Source organism: Methylobacterium sp. 142-1Y, assembly GCF_057747795.1.
In genome coordinates this window covers 679,452-695,991 of the sequence record NZ_JBYLEN010000002.1, presented here as the reverse complement: position 1 = coordinate 695,991, position 16,540 = coordinate 679,452, and the positions used below count along the sequence as shown (strand labels likewise).

At 69.0% G+C, this 16,540-nt stretch carries 12 protein-coding genes; 8 read left to right on the top strand and 4 right to left on the bottom strand.

Translation table 11 applies throughout. The features are described 5' to 3' along the window. Positions 1–9 precede the first annotated feature (9 nt). A complete protein-coding gene (locus AC3AOF_RS33155) occupies positions 10–765 on the top strand; it encodes a Phenylacetic acid catabolic protein (RefSeq protein ID WP_488349250.1) in 756 nt (251 codons plus the stop codon). 1,064 nt (positions 766–1,829) lie between these two features. Then, complete coding sequence (locus AC3AOF_RS33150) at positions 1,830–2,789, top strand: TorF family putative porin (RefSeq protein WP_236993152.1); 960 nt, start codon at positions 1,830–1,832, stop codon at positions 2,787–2,789. A gap of 46 nt (positions 2,790–2,835) precedes the next feature. Here the strand turns inward: AC3AOF_RS33150 and betI are convergent, their stop codons facing one another. Then, positions 2,836–4,866 carry a transcriptional regulator BetI gene (betI, locus tag AC3AOF_RS33145; RefSeq protein WP_488349249.1) on the bottom strand — a complete coding sequence of 677 codons (2,031 nt, stop codon included), beginning with the start codon at positions 4,864–4,866 and terminating at the stop codon, positions 2,836–2,838. A gap of 313 nt (positions 4,867–5,179) precedes the next feature. On the opposite strand from betI, the gene AC3AOF_RS33140 reads away from it, so the two are divergent. From AC3AOF_RS33140 to AC3AOF_RS33115, 6 genes are all read left to right on the top strand, one after another. After that, positions 5,180–6,130 (top strand): choline ABC transporter substrate-binding protein, encoded by a 951-nt coding sequence (locus AC3AOF_RS33140; RefSeq protein WP_442919390.1) that lies wholly within the window; start codon positions 5,180–5,182, stop codon positions 6,128–6,130. 70 nt (positions 6,131–6,200) lie between these two features. Next, positions 6,201–7,058 carry a choline ABC transporter permease subunit gene (choW, locus tag AC3AOF_RS33135; protein WP_236993154.1) on the top strand — a complete coding sequence of 286 codons (858 nt, stop codon included), beginning with the start codon at positions 6,201–6,203 and terminating at the stop codon, positions 7,056–7,058. A gap of 10 nt (positions 7,059–7,068) precedes the next feature. After that, a complete protein-coding gene (gene choV / locus AC3AOF_RS33130) occupies positions 7,069–8,307 on the top strand; it encodes a choline ABC transporter ATP-binding protein (RefSeq protein ID WP_236993155.1) in 1,239 nt (412 codons plus the stop codon). A 36-nt stretch (positions 8,308–8,343) separates the two neighbouring features. After that, a complete protein-coding gene (gene betB / locus AC3AOF_RS33125) occupies positions 8,344–9,828 on the top strand; it encodes a betaine-aldehyde dehydrogenase (RefSeq protein ID WP_488349248.1) in 1,485 nt (494 codons plus the stop codon). Positions 9,829–9,880: 52 nt separating this feature from the next. Further along, positions 9,881–11,575, top strand: a complete 1,695-nt coding sequence (gene betA, locus AC3AOF_RS33120; protein WP_488349247.1) for a choline dehydrogenase — start codon at positions 9,881–9,883, stop codon at positions 11,573–11,575. A 235-nt stretch (positions 11,576–11,810) separates the two neighbouring features. Further along, on the top strand, positions 11,811–12,866 hold the full coding sequence (locus tag AC3AOF_RS33115; protein WP_488349246.1) for an HAD family hydrolase: 1,056 nt from the start codon (positions 11,811–11,813) through the stop codon (positions 12,864–12,866). A gap of 50 nt (positions 12,867–12,916) precedes the next feature. On the opposite strand, the gene AC3AOF_RS33110 is transcribed toward AC3AOF_RS33115, so the two are convergent. The 3 genes from AC3AOF_RS33110 to AC3AOF_RS33100 all read right to left on the bottom strand — a co-directional run bounded on the left by AC3AOF_RS33110 (position 12,917) and on the right by AC3AOF_RS33100 (position 16,530). Next, positions 12,917–13,864, bottom strand: coding sequence for an amidohydrolase family protein (locus tag AC3AOF_RS33110; protein WP_488349245.1), 948 nt, complete (start codon positions 13,862–13,864; stop codon positions 12,917–12,919). 11 nt (positions 13,865–13,875) lie between these two features. After that, positions 13,876–15,150, bottom strand: a complete 1,275-nt coding sequence (locus AC3AOF_RS33105) for an MFS transporter (protein WP_488349244.1) — start codon at positions 15,148–15,150, stop codon at positions 13,876–13,878. A gap of 75 nt (positions 15,151–15,225) precedes the next feature. Then, complete coding sequence (locus AC3AOF_RS33100) at positions 15,226–16,530, bottom strand: MFS transporter (protein ID WP_236993160.1); 1,305 nt, start codon at positions 16,528–16,530, stop codon at positions 15,226–15,228. Positions 16,531–16,540: the final 10 nt, after the last annotated feature.

The following is a 16,540-nucleotide window of genomic DNA, read 5'->3' as shown; positions in this document are numbered from 1 at the left end:
GAGGGGATGGTGTCGGAGACGATGACGATCGACGATTACCTGGCGCAGGGCGGCATCCTGACCACTCCGTCCAATGCGCCCCCGCGCTACCGCGGCGAGCTGCTGCGGCTGATGGCGACCTTCGTCGACAGCGAGCTGGCCGGCTCGGCGGGGTTCGCCGAGGTGATCAACGACGCTCCCAGCCTCAAGGCGCGGATCGCGGCCTCGCGGATCGTGCTCGAGAAGACCGATCACGCCGAGCGCGTGCTCGACCTGATGGGCACCTTCGGGGCCGATACCGCCCGCTACGCCGTCCATCACCCCTGGGCGGCCCGCCTCACGCGCGACGCCGAGATCGGGGCGTCGCGCCGAGGCTCGGACATGCGGCTCTCGGTGTTCCACTCCCCGCTGCAGGGCTGGATCGACGCCGTGGTGATGAACGTGCTCATGGGCCGGGCCGTCGGCATCCAGCTGCAGGAATTCTCGCGCGTGTCGTATGCGCCGCTGGCGGACGTTTTTCGCGCGATCGCCCCGCGCGAGGCGCGGCACGCCGAACTCGGCGAGGAGGGCCTCACCCGCATCGTCGCCACCGAGGACGGGCGCGCGGCGGCGCGGCGCAGCGTCGCCTTCTGGCGGCCCCGGGTCGCCGCGAGCTTCGGCCGCGAGGATTCCACCCGGTTCGACACCCTCCGGCGCTTCGGCCTGCGCCACCGTACGAACCAGGAGCTCCTGGCAACCTGGACTGCGGAAATGGACGCTCGTCTGCCGACATTCGGCCTGGGCTGATCGCGCCGTGTCATACCAACGGTCGTTGAAAACGACCTTTGGTTCTGTTCTCGGATTTTCGCCAAGCCTCTGGCTTGGTGTCGAAAATTCGAGATGGGTCAACAGTCCGACGCGTCAACCTCTTGGACTGTTGGTATAATGTGAGCCGCGCCGGGTTTTACGGAAGCTGCTTGCCTTGGGGCAGGCGGCTGGGGTCGGTCGCCGACATGGGCCTGCCGACGCTGCCGACCGGTGGTTCGATTCCCCCTCCGGGCAGGCACCCGGCGTCGTGCAAACTCCCCGGTGCTCGTCGACGAACCTCGTCATGGCCGTGGCCGGCGGCCGAGCCCCCTTCGAGGCCGCCTCGGTGCGGGGCGCCGCGAGTGCGGTGGCGAAGAGCCCGAAGGCGGCCATGACGGCAACGGCGTCGCGCCACCCCGTCTCGGTCGTGGCCGCGTTCCACCACGCGGCGGGCCGCAATCGGTGCTCGGCAGCAAAGAGGTCGAGACCGCCACGACAGCAAGCAACGAATCTATCGGATTTTCCCGAATTCATCTGCAAATTCAAATGAAATAATATCAAAATATAAATTTATCGAAGCATCACAGAATCAAAAAAATTTACAGACCCAAAACGGCATTTTTATAAAGCAATAGACAATTGTAGACAATTTTATAATATATACCGATCTTATATTAAGAATTTTCATCAAAAATCCGAAATAGACAAAGAGTATAAATATTATATATAAGTATAAAGCTTCGTTCAAAAGAATATTTTTTTTATTATTTTGTCGATCAGACGCTTATGATCAATTCGCCCACATATTTGACCATGCTAGACTGCATGACCAAGTGAGTGACGTATTTTAGCATCAGGCGCGATGTGATCGTACGATCGTACCGTTGAATGCGTGACAATCAGACCGTCCGGATGCTCCATTCCGCAGAGACGGCGACGACGGACCGGCGATAATGCCTGCCTATGAAGGGTCGGCTGGATCTTCATATGCCGTCTGTCATTCGATAAAATCATCAAATTGGCAGAAAACTTTGCCAAGAACTTACACGCAAGAGGAGTTGTTCATGCCTTCTCGGTGCCTGCACCTTGCATTGCTGCTTACGGGGCTGGCGCCGGCCCTCGGCCATGCCGCCGATGCGCCAGTGCCGGTCCCGGTGCTGCCGGTCGTCGATCCGCAGGCCGTGTCCGCGTCGTTCGGCTTCCGGGCCGTCACGGATTACAATTCACGCGGCATTTCCCAGACCAACCGCAATCCCGGGGTGCAGGGCTACCTGGAGATGCAGGCGCTCGACGGCCTCGTCTATGCGGGCATCGCCGGCGAGTCGGTGACGCTGCCGAACCGCCCGTTCATGGAGATGGACTTCTCCGCCGGCATCCGGCCGACCTTCGGCGCCTGGAGCTTCGATCTGGGCTATCTGTTCTACAACTACCCGAACGAGCGCGCGCTGCGCGGGCCGGACGGGACGATCTACACCGCCAACAACGCCGATTACTATGAGTTCGTCGCCAAGGCGGCCTACGCGGTGAACGACGCCCTCACCCTGGGCGCCAACGTCTACACCTCGCCGAGCTATTTCGGCACCCACGCCCCGGGCACCTACGTCTCGGGAATCATGAAGTATTCCATTCCCGCGGGCACCTTCGGCGTCCTCCCGAGCGGGCTGATGCTGTCGTCGGAGGTCGGGCACTACTTCCTCGGGACGACCAACGCCTCCTTCGGGCGCTTCAACCTGCCAAACTACACCTACGGCAACGTCGGCATCGCCTACACGGTGAAGAACGTCACCCTGGACCTGCGCTACCACGACACGACGCTGACGAAGACGCAGTGCGGCACGATCACCGCGCAGCCGCGCGGCATCGCCAACGGATCATTCCAGTCCAACTGGTGCGGCGCGGCCTTCATCGCGACCCTGTCCTTCGACGTGACGTCCAAGGATCCCGGCATCTTCGCCAAGGACGACGCGACCGGCCCGTCGGTCCCGGCCCGCACGAGCGATGCGGAGAAGCCGGCGACCCGGTAGGCACCCATCGCGAGTCGAGCCTGGCCTGGGATTGGATCGCCTGGCGTCACGTGCCGGGCGGACGCCCCGGGCCGACGATCCGGGCGATTCGCGACAGGCTGCGATCCGCTCCGCCCGGCCAGTCGGCGAAGGTGGAGGATGCCCCCCCGGGCGCCGCCCCGTCGCGCGGGTCGTCGTCGGCGTTGATGGCGCAGAAGGCGGCCCCGAGGGCCCGCGCCATCCGCCAGCCCCGCTCGGGATCTCCGGCGAAGATCCCGGCGCGGAGCGTGGGGCTCCCGAGCGCCGGGACGAGGGCGGCCTCATCGTCGAACGGCTCCAGGGTCACGACCGGCGCGAAGCTGTGCCCGCGCACGAGGGCCATGGCGTCCCGGCAATGATCGAGGACGAGCGGTCCCTCTCCCCCGAAGACCAGTTCCGCGCCCGCCGAAAGGGCGTCCCGCCGGGCCTCGTCCAGCCCGGCCGCGTGGGCCGGGGAATGCGCCGGGCCGACCTGGGTCGCGGGATCGAGGGGATCGCCGACGCGCATCGCGGCGGCGACGGCGGCGAGCGCTTCGCGCAGGGCGTCCCGCGCATCGGCATGGACATGCACGCGGGTCTGGCCCGCGAAGGTCGATCGCAGCCAGGAGCCGGTGCCGTGCAGGATGGCCGCGGCGGCCCGGTGGAGATCGGCCCCCGGCAGCACGATGGTCGCGGTCTTGGCGTCCCCGAGACCTGCGCCGAGGTCGAGATCGTCCGTCACGGCGCACCGCTCGATGATCAGATCGGGCTCCCCCCGCAGGAGGCGCGCGCTCTCGCGGTCGCCGCACAGCATCGTCAGCGCCCCGTCCGGGAGGCCCGCCCTGCCAAAGAGCGAGGCCAGCGCCGCGCTCGTCCGGGTCGCGCCCGGATCGGCGAGGTAGACCAGCGCGTTGCCGTGGGCCAGGGCGGGAGCCTGCTCGCACAGGCCGAGAAGCGCGTTGCTCCAATGTCCCGCGGCGGCGACGAGACCCAGCGGCTCCCGGACCCGGCGGCCGAGCCGATCCCGACCGAGTTCCACCAGCGTGGCCCCCGCCCCATCGGCGAGACAGGCGGCGTGGTCGAGCAGGCGGATCGCCCGCGGAAGGTCGAGGCCGGCGGTCTGCCGGACCGGGCGCCCCGTCTCGCGGGTCTCCAGGCGCGCGAGGTCCGGCCCCTCGGCCCGCAGGAGGTCGGCGCAGCGGGCCAGGATCCGGGCCCGGCCCGGGCCGCCGGTCTCGCGCCAGGCGGCGAGGCCGGTCCGGGCCTCGTGGACGGCCAGGCGGATCTCCGCCTCGCCGGCCGGCAGGAACCGGGCGATCTCCTCCCCGGTGACCGGGCTGACATGCCGGACAGCCCCCCGCGCCGCGCCGGGCGCCGCGACGCGGATCGGCCGCATCCCGTCCCTCGCATCCGGGGCGGCCGGAAGACCCGATCCGGCGAGCAGGCCGTCGATGAAGGCGTGCACCACCGCGCGGGCCGCCGCCCCGTCCGCCCCGGCCTCGCCGGGCGTCGCGTTCGTCACGTGGGAGCGCAGCCAGAGGCCGTCGATCATCGCGGCGATCATCGTGGCATGGAGCGCGACGCACGCATCGGGTACCAGGCCGCGCAGGCCGTGGCGCAGGTTGGTGATCATCCGCCGCTGGTAGATCGCCTGCACGCGCTGGTAGCGCCGCGAATGGGCCATCTGGCCCCAGAAGGCGAGCCACACGGCGCTGGTGCGCCGATCGAACTCCTCGTCGGCCAGGGCGGCGTCGCAGACGGCGTAGAGCCGCTCGCGCCCGGTCCGGGACGCCGCGAGCTTGCCCGCGGTCGCCCCGGCGAGGCGCCCCGCCATGAAGCGCAAAGTCGCCTCGAGCAGCCCGTCCTTGTCGCCGAAGTAATGCGCGAACAGGCCCGCCGAGACGTTCGCCCGCCGGGCGATCTCGCTGAGCGAGGCGGCCTTGAAGCCGACCTCCGCGAGCGTCTCGATCGTCGCCTCGACGAGGTGGCGGCGGCGCGCCGCTTCGAAGGCCTGCAGCGGGCGTGTCTGCATCGGGCTGGCGTGAAGGGGGCTGGTCTGGAGGGGCTTCGGCTGGGTCATCGCCGTCCTTGCGCCGGAACGTCCGGTCCGTTCGTGCCGCCGGATCTCCGGCCCGTGATTGAACAATCATTCAATTCCGTCCGGCGCGCAACGGCCATGTCACCGCGACCCCTCTCTCTCGCGTCGAGACGCCATCTTGATTTGTAAGTACTTATGTCCGTTGCATCGCACAATCGCAGCGCATCCCTGCCCGCATCGCAGCACAAGTGGCGAAAAATAATGCGTGACATGCTGGCTGACGTTGTATTGAATGCCTGTTCAACGGACCGGGCGCGATATGGGAAGACGGGGCTCGGCTGCAAAGGGGGTGTCAATGCGCAGTCTCGCGACCGGAACCGTCCTCGGCGCCATGCTGGGGGTGTCCTCCTTCGTGACCGCGGCCGCGGCCGACCCGGCCGCGTGCAAGACGGTCCGGTTCGCCGATGTCGGCTGGACCGACATCACCGCGACGACGGCGCTCGCCTCGCGCATCCTGGTCGGCCTCGGCTACACCCCGAAGACCCAGACCCTCTCGGTTCCGGTCACCTACGCCTCGCTCGGCGCCAAGACCATCGACGTCTTCCTCGGCAACTGGATGCCCACCATGGAGGCGGACCGGAAGCCCTATCTCGACAAGAAGGCGATCGAGGTCATCGGCCCGAACCTGACCGGGGCGAAGTACACCTTCGCGGTGCCGGACTACCTCTACAACGAAGGCCTGAAGAGCTTTTCGGACATCGCCAAGTTCCGGCGCCAGCTCAAGGGCAAGATCTACGGCATCGAGCCCGGCAACGACGGCAACCGGACGATCCTGACGATCATCAAGGACAACACCTACGGCCTCGGCAATTTCGACCTGGTCGAATCGAGCGAGCAGGGCATGCTCGCCCAGGTCGACCGGGCGATCCAGCGCAAGGAGCCGATCCTGTTCCTCGGCTGGGAGCCCCACCCGATGAACACCAAGTTCCCGATCCGCTACCTGTCGGGCGGCGACGACACCTTCGGGCCGAATTACGGCGGCGCCGAGATCTTCACCAACCTGCGCGCCGGCTACGCGGCCGAGTGTCCGAATCTCGGCCGGTTCTTCAAGAACCTGACCTTCGATCTCAACATGGAGAACGTGGTCATGGGCTCGATCCTGTTCGACGGGCTCGATCCCGACAAGGCCGCGGACAAGTGGCTGAAGGCCAATCCCGAGGCGTGGAAGCGCTGGCTGGCCGGCGTCGAGACCGTCGACGGCAAGCCCGGCCTGCCGGCCGAAGAGGCCTCGCTCGGTGTGAAGTGAGGCTCCGACCCCCGCGCTGCCGGCGCGTGCCGGCGGCGCTCCCGCGACGTCGCCCGGCGGAGGGATGTGCATGTACGACTGGATCGTCTCCCACAAGATCTCGCTCGGGATCTGGCTCAAGTACGGCGTCGACTTCCTGAACCGTCACGCCCAGTCGGTCTTCGACCTGATCTCGACCGTGCTCGGCGCGATGGTGCAGGGCCTCACCGACGGGCTCCTGGCGGTGCCGGCGCTCGCCCTGATCGGGATCTTCGCGGCGGGCGCCTACCTTCTCCACCGCTCGGTGGGGCTTGCCCTGTTCATCGTCGCCTCCCTGCTGCTCGTGGTGAATCTCGGCTACTGGGAAGCCACGATGGAGACCCTGTCGCTGGTGATCTGGTCGACGGCGACCTGCGTGCTGATTGGCGTGCCGGTCGGGATCCTGGCGGCGCACCGGCCGATGTTCTACGCGGCGATCCGCCCGTTCCTCGACCTGATGCAGACGATCCCGACCTTCGTCTACCTGATCCCGACCCTGGTGCTGTTCGGGCTCGGAACCGTGCCGGGCATCATCTCCACGGTGATCTTCGCCCTCCCGGCGCCGATCCGCCTGACCCAGCTCGGCATCGCCTCGGTCCCCCCGAGCCTGCGGGAGGCGGCTCTGGCCTACGGGGCGACGCGCTGGCAGATGCTCGTCAAGGTCGAGTTGCCGAGCGCGATGCCGACCATCCTGGCTGGCGTCACCCAGTGCATCATGCTGAGCCTGTCGATGGTGGTGATCGCCGCGCTCGTCGGCGCGGACGGCCTCGGCAAGCCGGTGGTGCGGGCCCTCAACACCGTCAACATCGCCATGGGCTTCGAGGCGGGCCTCGCCATCGTGGTGCTGGCGATCATCCTCGACCGCGTGTGCAAGCGGCCCGCGCCGCGCGGCCGGGGGACAGCGCCGTGAGGACCGTCCCATGAGCATCGTCGACGTGAAATCCTTCGCCCCCGCCATCCCCGTGCCGGCGAGCCCCGCCGCCGCGCAGAACGCCGTCGAGCTTCGCGACGTCGACATCGTGTTCGGGCGCAACGTCAAGGCCGCCCTGGCCCTGTCCGACCAGGGCGCCAGCCGGGAGGAGATCCGCCGGCAGGTCGACACCCTGATGGGGACCTTCAAGGTCAACCTCGACGTGAAGCGGGGCGAGATCTGCGTGCTGATGGGCCTGTCCGGCTCGGGCAAGTCCACCGTCCTGCGGGCGATCAACGGCCTCAACCGGGTGGCGCGCGGCAGCGTGCTCGTCCAGCACCGCGGCGAGGCGGTGGACCTGACCCGGTGCCGGTCCTCCGTCCTGCGGGACGTGCGGCTGAACACCGTCTCGATGGTGTTCCAGCAATTCGGGCTGCTGCCCTGGCGCAGCGTGCGCGACAATGTCGGCTTCGGCCTCGAGTTGCGCGGCATGCCCGTCGCGGAGCGGCGGCGGGTCGTCGACGAGAAGCTCGAAATGGTCGGGCTGGGAGCTTGGGCCGACAAGGCGGTCCAGGAATTGTCCGGCGGCATGCAGCAGCGGGTCGGCCTCGCCCGCGCCTTCGCGACGGATGCCGAGATCCTGCTGATGGACGAGCCGTTCTCGGCCCTCGATCCGCTGATCCGCGACAAGCTGCAGGACGACCTCCTGGAACTCCAGCGCAAGCTCAACCGGACGATCGTGTTCGTCAGCCACGACCTCGGCGAGGCGCTGAAGCTCGGCAACCGCATCGCCATCATGGAAGGCGGCCACGTCGTCCAGTTCGGCACCCCGACCGACATCGTCCTCAAGCCGGCCAACGCCTACGTGGCCGAGTTCGTCAAGCACATGAACCCGCTCGAAGTGCTCGACAGCGGCACGGTGATGACCCCCGTCTCGGCCCTGCGGCGGGAGGGCAACACGGTGCTCCTCGACCGGGGCGGCACCGTGCGGATCCATCTCGGCGCCGACGAACGCCCGGTCATGGCGCAGATCGGGGATCGCCGGGAAACCCTGGCGCAGGCCGACCGGGCGGGGGCCTGCGGCGATGCCGGCCGGGTCGTCGTCGCCCCGATGGCTCTGCCGTTGCGGGCGGCGATCGACCTGCGCCTGCGCTCGCCCTACCCGATCGTCTTCGTGGACGAGCTCGGCCGCCTCGCCGGCCTGTGCGACCACACCGAGATCTATCGCGGCCTGCTCCAGAACACCTGATCGCCCCCGCCCGCCCCGTCACGCGAGGACGCCGTCATGACCACGCCCGATCCGCTCATCCCGGCGATCCGCCGGCCCTTCATCGACGGGCGCCCCGCCGCCGAGGCCGGCCGCCGCACCTTCCGGTCGATCAACCCGGCGACCGGGGCGGTGCTGGCCGAGGTCGAGCATGCCACCCGCGACGATCTCGAGGCGGCCATCGCCGCCGCCGCGCGGGGCCAGGCCGTCTGGGCCGCCCTGCCGGCGCGCGAGCGCGGCCGGGTGATGATGCGCGCCGTCGCGCTGCTGCGGGAGCGCAACGACGCGCTGGCTCATCTCGAGAGCCTCGACACCGGCAAGCCGATCGCCGAGACGCGCGCGATCGACATCGCCACCGGCGCCGACGTCCTCGAATATTACGCCGGTCTCGCCGCCACCATCGAGGGACGCCAGATCCCCCTGCGCGAGACCTCCTTCGCCTATACGCGCCGGGAGCCGCTCGGGATCGTCGCGGGCATCGGCGCCTGGAACTACCCGATCCAGATCGCGCTCTGGAAGTCGGCCCCGGCGCTGGCGGCGGGCAACGCCATGCTGTTCAAGCCGAGCGAGGTGACGCCGCTGAGCGCGCTGGTCCTGGCCGAGATCTACACGGAGGCCGGCCTGCCCGACGGCGTGTTCAGCGTCCTGCCGGGGCTCGGCGGCGAGATCGGGGCCTGGCTCACCGGGCATCCGGCGGTGGCGAAGGTCTCGTTCACCGGCGGCACCGAGACCGGGGCCAAGGTCATGGCCGGGGCCGCGGGCTCGACCCTCAAGGAGGTGACGATGGAGCTCGGCGGCAAGTCGCCGCTCCTCGTCCTCGACGACGCCGACCTCGACCGCGCCGCCGACATCGCGGTGGCGGCGAACTTCTTCAGCTCAGGGCAAGTCTGCACCAACGGCACGCGGGTCTTCGTCCCCAGCGCCCTGATGGCGGCGTTCGAGGAGCGGGTGCTGGCGCGCGTCGCGCGCATCCGCCTCGGCGACCCGCTCGACGAGAGCACCAATTTCGGCCCGCTGGCGAGCCACGCCCACCGGGACAAGGTCCTGGCCTTCATCCGCTCCGGCGTGGAGGAGGGCGCCCGGCTGCTGACCGGCGGCGAGGCGGTCGGCGGCCGCTTCGCGGCAGGGGCCTACGTCGCCCCGACGGTGTTCACGGCGTGCCGGGACGACATGGGGATCGTCCGCGAGGAGATCTTCGGGCCGGTGATGACGCTGCTCGCCTATGACGACGAGGCGCAAGCCCTCGCCCGCGCCAACGCCACCCGCTACGGCCTCGCCGCCGGGGTGGTCACCCGCGACCTCGTCCGGGCCCACCGGATCGTCCACGGCCTCCAGGCCGGCATCTGCTGGATCAACACCTGGGGCGAATCGCCCCCCGAGATGCCGGTGGGCGGGTTCAAGCAATCGGGGATCGGCCGGGAGAACGGCGTCGAGGCCCTCGACCGCTACACCCGCACCAAGTCGATCCAGGTCGAATTGGGCGAGTTCGCTCCGCTGTTCTGAGAACGGATGCGGCGACCGAGACGAGACCGACACGAGAACGGACACGGACACCATGCCCGAGACGCGCGTGAGCGAGTACGACTTCATCATCGTCGGAGCGGGATCCGCCGGCAACGTGCTCGCGACCCGGCTCACCGAGGATCCCGGCACGAGCGTGCTGCTGCTGGAAGCCGGCGGGCCGGATTACCGGCTCGACTTCCGCACGCAGATGCCGGCGGCGCTCGCCTATCCGCTCCAGGGGCGGCGCTACAACTGGGCCTATCTCACCGATCCCGAGCCGCACATGAACGGGCGCCGGATGGAATGCGGCCGCGGCAAGGGGCTCGGCGGCTCCTCGCTCATCAACGGCATGTGCTACATCCGGGGCAACGCCCTCGACTACGACGGCTGGGCGCAGCTGCCCGGCCTCGCCGAGTGGTCCTACCACGATTGCCTGCCCTATTTCCGCAAGGCGGAGAGCCGCGACATCGGGCCCGACCCGTATCACGGCGGCGACGGCCCCTTGAGCGTCACCACGGCGAAGCCCGGCCGCAACGTCCTGTTCGAGGCGATGGTCGAGGCCGGGGTGCAGGCGGGCTATCCCCGCACCACCGACCTGAACGGCCGGCAGCAGGAGGGCTTCGGGCCGATGGACCGGAGCGTGACCCCGGCGGGGCGCCGCTCCAGCACCGCCCGCGGCTATCTCGACCAGGCGCGGGGACGGCCGAACCTCACCATCGTCACCCACGCGCTGACCGACCGGATCCTGTTCGAGGGGCGCCGCGCGGTCGCGGTCGCCTATCGGCGCAAGGGCGGGTCGACGACGGCGCGGGCGCGCCGCGAGGTGCTGGTCTGCTCCGGGGCGATCGCCTCGCCGCAGATCCTGCAACGCTCGGGCGTCGGCCCGGCCGACCTCCTGCGCGGCCTCGACATCCCGGTCGTGCAGGATCTTCCGGGGGTGGGCGAGAACCTCCAGGATCACCTGGAGATCTACGTCCAGTACGAGTGCCTGAAGCCGGTCTCGCTGGCGCCGGCGCTGAAAGTCTACAACCAGCCCCTGATCGGGGCGCAATGGCTGTTTACCGGCACCGGCATCGGCGCCAGCAACCAGTTCGAGGCGGGGGGCTTCATCCGGTCGAGCGAGGATTTCGGCTGGCCGAACCTGCAGTACCATTTCCTGCCGCTCGCCATCAATTACAACGGCAGCAACGCGGTCGAGACGCATGGCTTCCAGGCGCATGTCGGCTCGATGCGCTCGCCGAGCCGCGGGCGGGTGCGGCTCACCTCCCGCGATCCCGACGATCATCCGAGCATCCTGTTCAACTACATGTCGACGGAGCAGGATTGGCGCGAGTTCCGGGACGCGATCCGCATCACCCGCGAGATCATCGCGCAACCGGCGCTCGACCCCTATCGCGGCCGCGAGATCAGCCCGGGACCGGCCCTGCGCAGCGATGCCGAGATCGACGCCTTCGTGCGTGCCCACGGCGAGACCGCCTATCATCCCTCGTGCTCGTGCAAGATGGGCACCGACGCGATGGCGGTGGTCGACGCGGAGGGCCGCGTTCACGGTCTCGAGGCCTTACGGGTGGTGGACGCCTCGATCATGCCGCTGATCGTCACCGGCAACCTCAACGCGCCGACCATCATGATGGCCGAGAAGATCGCCGACCGGATCCGGGGCCGCGCTCCGCTGCCGCGCAGCGACGCGCCCTACCACGTGGCGGGCGATGCCCCGGTCCGGCGCCTCCCCGCCCGGGCGGCCTGAAGGCCGGCCGGCACCGGACACGGAGCCAGCTTGCGTAAGGTCCGCATGGACCGCGTGTGTCATACGAGCGTAATGCCTCTAGCTTAACGGTTCGCCGCTCGCGCCGTCGACTGATCAGCACGCAGACAAATTCGTTTCGTCGCGCGACCGTCCCGAATTCTCGCCAGGATACCCGACCCGCACTCAACCGCCGCGGGGCGGGCTCTTTTTGCAGCCCCCACCAGGAGGTTTACCCATGAAGCGCTCGTCCGGCTGGCTCCTCGGCCTCGCCTTTCTCGGCCTGTCAGGTCAGGCCGACGCGGCCGAGCTGACGCACTGGCCCAAGGAGGCCGCCAGCCGGATCGACGCGATGATCGCCGCGAATGCCAATTCAGGCGCCTACGCGGTGTTCGACATGGACAACACGACCTACCGCAACGACCTGACCGAGGCCCTTCTACCGTACCTTGAGATGAAGGGCGTGCTGACGCGCGAAAACCTCGATCCCTCGCTCAAGCTGGTCCCGTTCAAGGACAAGGACGGGCAGAAGGAGAGCCTGTACAGCTACTACAACCGGCTGTGCGAGATCGACGACCTGGTCTGCTACCCCTGGATCGCCCAGTCATTCTCTGGGTTCACCCTGGCGCAGCTCAAGGTCCACCTCGACGAGATGATGAGCTCGGCCAAGCCGATCCCGACGACCTATTATGACGGCGACACCCTGAAGAAGACCGAGGTCAAGACTCCCCAGCTCTTCCGCGGCATGCAGGAGCTGTATGCCAAGCTGATGGAGAACGGCATCGAGGTCTACGTCATGACCGCGGCGCACGAGGAACTGGTGCGCATGGTCGCCTCCGATCCGCGCTACGGCTACAACGTCAAGCCGCAGAACGTGATCGGCGTCACGACGCTCCTCAAGGACCGCGCCACCGGCGCCCTGACGACGGCGCGCAAGCAGATCGCCGAGGGGCATTACGACCCGAAGGCCAACATGCCGCTCGAGATCACGCCGTATCTCTGGACGCCGGCGACCTGGTTCGCCGGTAAGTACGCGGCGATCCTGACCTACATCGCGCCGTGGAAGAAGGCCGTCCTGGTCGCGGGCGACACGCCGAAAAGCGACGGCTACATGCTGCTTCACGGTGTCGATACCACGAAGGGCGGCCTGCGCGTCTGGGTCGACCGGAAAGCCAAGTACCGCACCGAGATCGACGGGATGCAGAAGGCCGCGGCGGCGGATCAGGCCAAGAACGGCCTGCCGGGAACGGCGGACAAGAACTGGATCGTGGTCAAGCCGGACGATATTCAGTAGGGTCGATACGCCTTCCGGAAGGGGCGGGGGACGCGTTCGACCGGGCCGGCTCAAGCCCGGACGGGCGCCGGCGACGACGGGACTCGAGCCTCCGGCACGACGCCGTAGATCCGCCCCGCCGTGCCAAGGAAGAAGGCTTCCTGCTCCGCCGTGGGCAGGGCCGCGACGATCGCCTTGACGCCGTCGATCATCGGGGCGAGATCCGCGCACAGGCTGTCGACCGGGAAGTTCGAGCCGAACATCACCCGGTCCGCCCCGAACAGATCGATCAGGGTCCGCACCACCGGCCCGTTCAGCTCCGGCGTCCAGGCCCGGCCCGGCTGGCCGAGGCCCGAGGCCTTGACGGCGACGTTCGGGCGGGCGGCGAAGCGGGCCATCGCATCGCGCCAGAGCCCGAGGCTATCGGGATCGCGGCGCGACGGCAGGCCGGCATGGTTGAGAATGATCGTGGTGTCGGGGAAGTCGCGGGCGAGTTCGACGGCCTCGTCGAGGTTCCACCACGGCGTCTGCAGGTCGAAGCACAGGCCGTGACCGCACAGGAGCGCGTAGCCGGCGCGCCAGATCTCGTCCGACATCAGGGTCCGGCACGTCCCGACCTCGTCGGGCGCGGCCGGGCCGCCCGGCTTGTGGCGCACGCTGCGCACCAGCGGGCAGGCGGCCTGTCCCGCCAGCACCGTGGCGACGTCGGCGCGGTCGAGCCAGGCCTGCGCGACGATCGCATTGGGGAGGCCCCATTCGGCGGACAGCCCCGCGGCATAGGCGGTCTCGCCGAGCGGGTCGCCCGGGTCCCACTCGGTCTCGACATAGACGCTGGCGACGATGTCGTGCGGGCCGGCGTCGCGGCGGTACTCGTCCGGCAGGTAGCGCCGCTTGATCGCCTCGTAGTCGCCGTAGCGGAACGGGATTCGCACGCCGGGCTTCAGCCAGGGATGGGGGTTGCGGTCGGGCTCCCAGAAATGCTGGTGCGCGTCGAGGATCGGGCCGTCGTAGCGGGACATCGGCGCCTCGTTCAGGCTTTCGGGTAAGCGATCAGCATCGTGCCGGCGACGTAGACGAGGGCGCAGGCGGCAAAGAACATTAGCACCGCCAGGTAGGCGCCGGTGGCCTGCAGGATCAGCCCGGTGAGGATCGGCACCGCGATGCCGCTGGCCGAGCCCGCGAAGTTCATGATCCCGCCGACGAGGCCGACCTTGTCCCTGGGCGCGAGCAGCGGCGGCAGGCTCCAGTAGAGGCTGCCCCAGTAGAGAAAGAAGAGCGTCACCGAGAGGAGCGCCACCGCGCCGACCGGATCGGCCACCTGCGGCAGGGCGACGAAGGTCGCGAAGACGGCGAGGCCGGAGACGCCCAGCATGCCCCGGTAGACGGCAGCCCGCGACCAGCCGCGGGCGAACAGGGCGTCGGCGGTGAAGCCGGCAAACAGCGAGCCCGACATGCCGGCGAGGAAGATCACGAAGGTCGCCGCGCCCATCTGCTTGAGGTCGAAGCCGCGGGCCTGGGCGAGGTAGCTCGGGCCCCAGGTGAGCAGGCCGAAATTGATCATCGCCCAGGCCATCCGGCCGAGCATCAGGCCGGCGAGCGAGCGGGCGGTGATCCGGGACGGAGCTTCCGAGGCGCGCCCGCCCTCCGGCACGGCCCGGATGGCGGCGAGTTCGGCGGCGTTGACCTGCGGATGCATCGTGGGATCGTCGCGCAGGATGCGCCAGGCCAGCGCCCCGAGGGCGATGGTGCCGAGGCCGGCGGCCAGGAAGGCGAGGCGCCAGGAATCGAGGGCGAGGATCAGGAACGAGATGATGACGCCGCCGAAGGCGGCCCCGAGGGGCGAGCCCGAATCCATCAGCACCGCGCCCCGGCCCCGCTCCTGCGGCGACAGCCAGATCGCGTTGAGCTTGGCGCCGGCGGGAAACAGCGGCGCTTCCGCCGCGCCGAGGCCGAGCCGGGTCAGGAGGAGCGACAGCCCGCCGGTCGCGAAGGCGGCCAGCGACTGGAACAGCCCCCAGGCGAGGGTGGCGCCCGCCATCAGGCGGCGCGGGCCGTAGCGGTCGATGAGCCAGCCGCCCGGCACCTGGAGCAGCGCGTAGGTCCAGAAGAAGGCCGAAAGGATCACGCCCTGCATCGTCGGCGAGAGGTCGAACTCGCGGGCGATGGTCGGCATCGCGATCGACAGGGCGGTGCGGTCGATCAGGTTGATGACGACGAGCGCGAACACGACCGCGAAGATGCGCCAGCGCACCCGCGTGGCGGCGGCGCTCGCGACGGCGCCGGATCCGGCGATGGTGGCGTCCATGGGGTGTCTCCTCCATTGGTCCGCCCCGGGGCTCTCCCAGCCCCTTGGGCGGTGATGGTTGCGGCGGCGCCCTGCTCAGCGGTTCACCAGCCGGGCCGGGATCAGGAAGATCAGGCCCGCGGCCAGCACCAGGGTCGCGGCGAGGAACAGGATCGAGAGCTCGGTCTTGCCGGTCGCCTGCGAGGTCCAGCCGACGATGGCCGGGCCGAAGAAGCCCGAGAGGTTGGCAAACGAGTTCAGCACCGCGAGCCCGCCCGCCGCGGCGACGCCCGAGAGCATGGCGGTCGGCAGGTTCCAGAACAGCGGCGGGATGGCGAGGATGCCCGCGGTGGCGATGCAGAGCGCGAACACGCCGAGGACCGGCTGGCTCTGCCACAGCACCGAGAGCCCGAGGCCGACCGCGCCCGTCAGGTAGAGCCCGGCGAGGTGCCAGCGGCGCTCGCGGAACCGGTCGGAGCTGCGGCTGACCAGCACCATCGAGGCGATGGCGCACAGGCTCGGCAGGGCCGAGACCAATCCGACCATCGCCGGGTCCTTGACGCCCATATTGGTGATGAGCGTCGGCAGCCAGAAGTTCAGGCCGTAGAGGCACAGGTTGCAGATGAAGAAGATCCCGGTCATCAGGATCAGGTAGCGGTTGGTCAACGCGGCACGCAGGGTCAGCGCGGGCTTGGCCGCCCGCTCCGCGGCGAGGTCCTCGGCGATCGCCGCCTTCTCCGGCGCGTCGAGCCAGCGCGCCTGCTCGACCCGGTCCTCGAGCAGCAGCAGCAGGGCGATGCCGATGACGACGCTCGGCAGCGATTCGAGCAGGAACAGCCACTGCCAGCCGGCATAGCCGAGCACACCCGACATCCGTCCGAGGATCAGGCCCGAGACCGGGCCGCCGATCAGCCCGGCGACGCCGAGCCCGATGAAGAACAGGCCCACCACCCGGCCGCGGCGCTCGGCCGGGAACCAGGCGCTCAGGTAATAGATCACGCCGGGCATGAAGCCGGCCTCGGCGAGACCGAGGGCGAAGCGCACGGCGTAGAACTGCCAGGCGGTCTGCACCAGCATCGTGGCGGCCGAGATCAGGCCCCACGTCACCATGATCCGGGCGAGCCAGGTGCGGGCGCCGACCCGGTGCAGGATCAGGTTGCTCGGCAACTCGAACAGGAAGTAGCCGAGAAAGAAGATGCCGGCGCCGGCGCCGTAGACCGCGTCGCTGAATTGCAGGTCGGAGGCCATCTGGAGCTTGGCGAAGCCGACATTGACCCGGTCGAGATAGGCCGCGAGGAAGGCCAGGATCAGCAGGGGCACGATGCGCGCCGTCGCCTTCCTGTAGGCCGAATCCCGGATCGAGAGGCCGGCGCTCGCGGCCGGCATGGCGATGGTGGACATGACGGTTTCC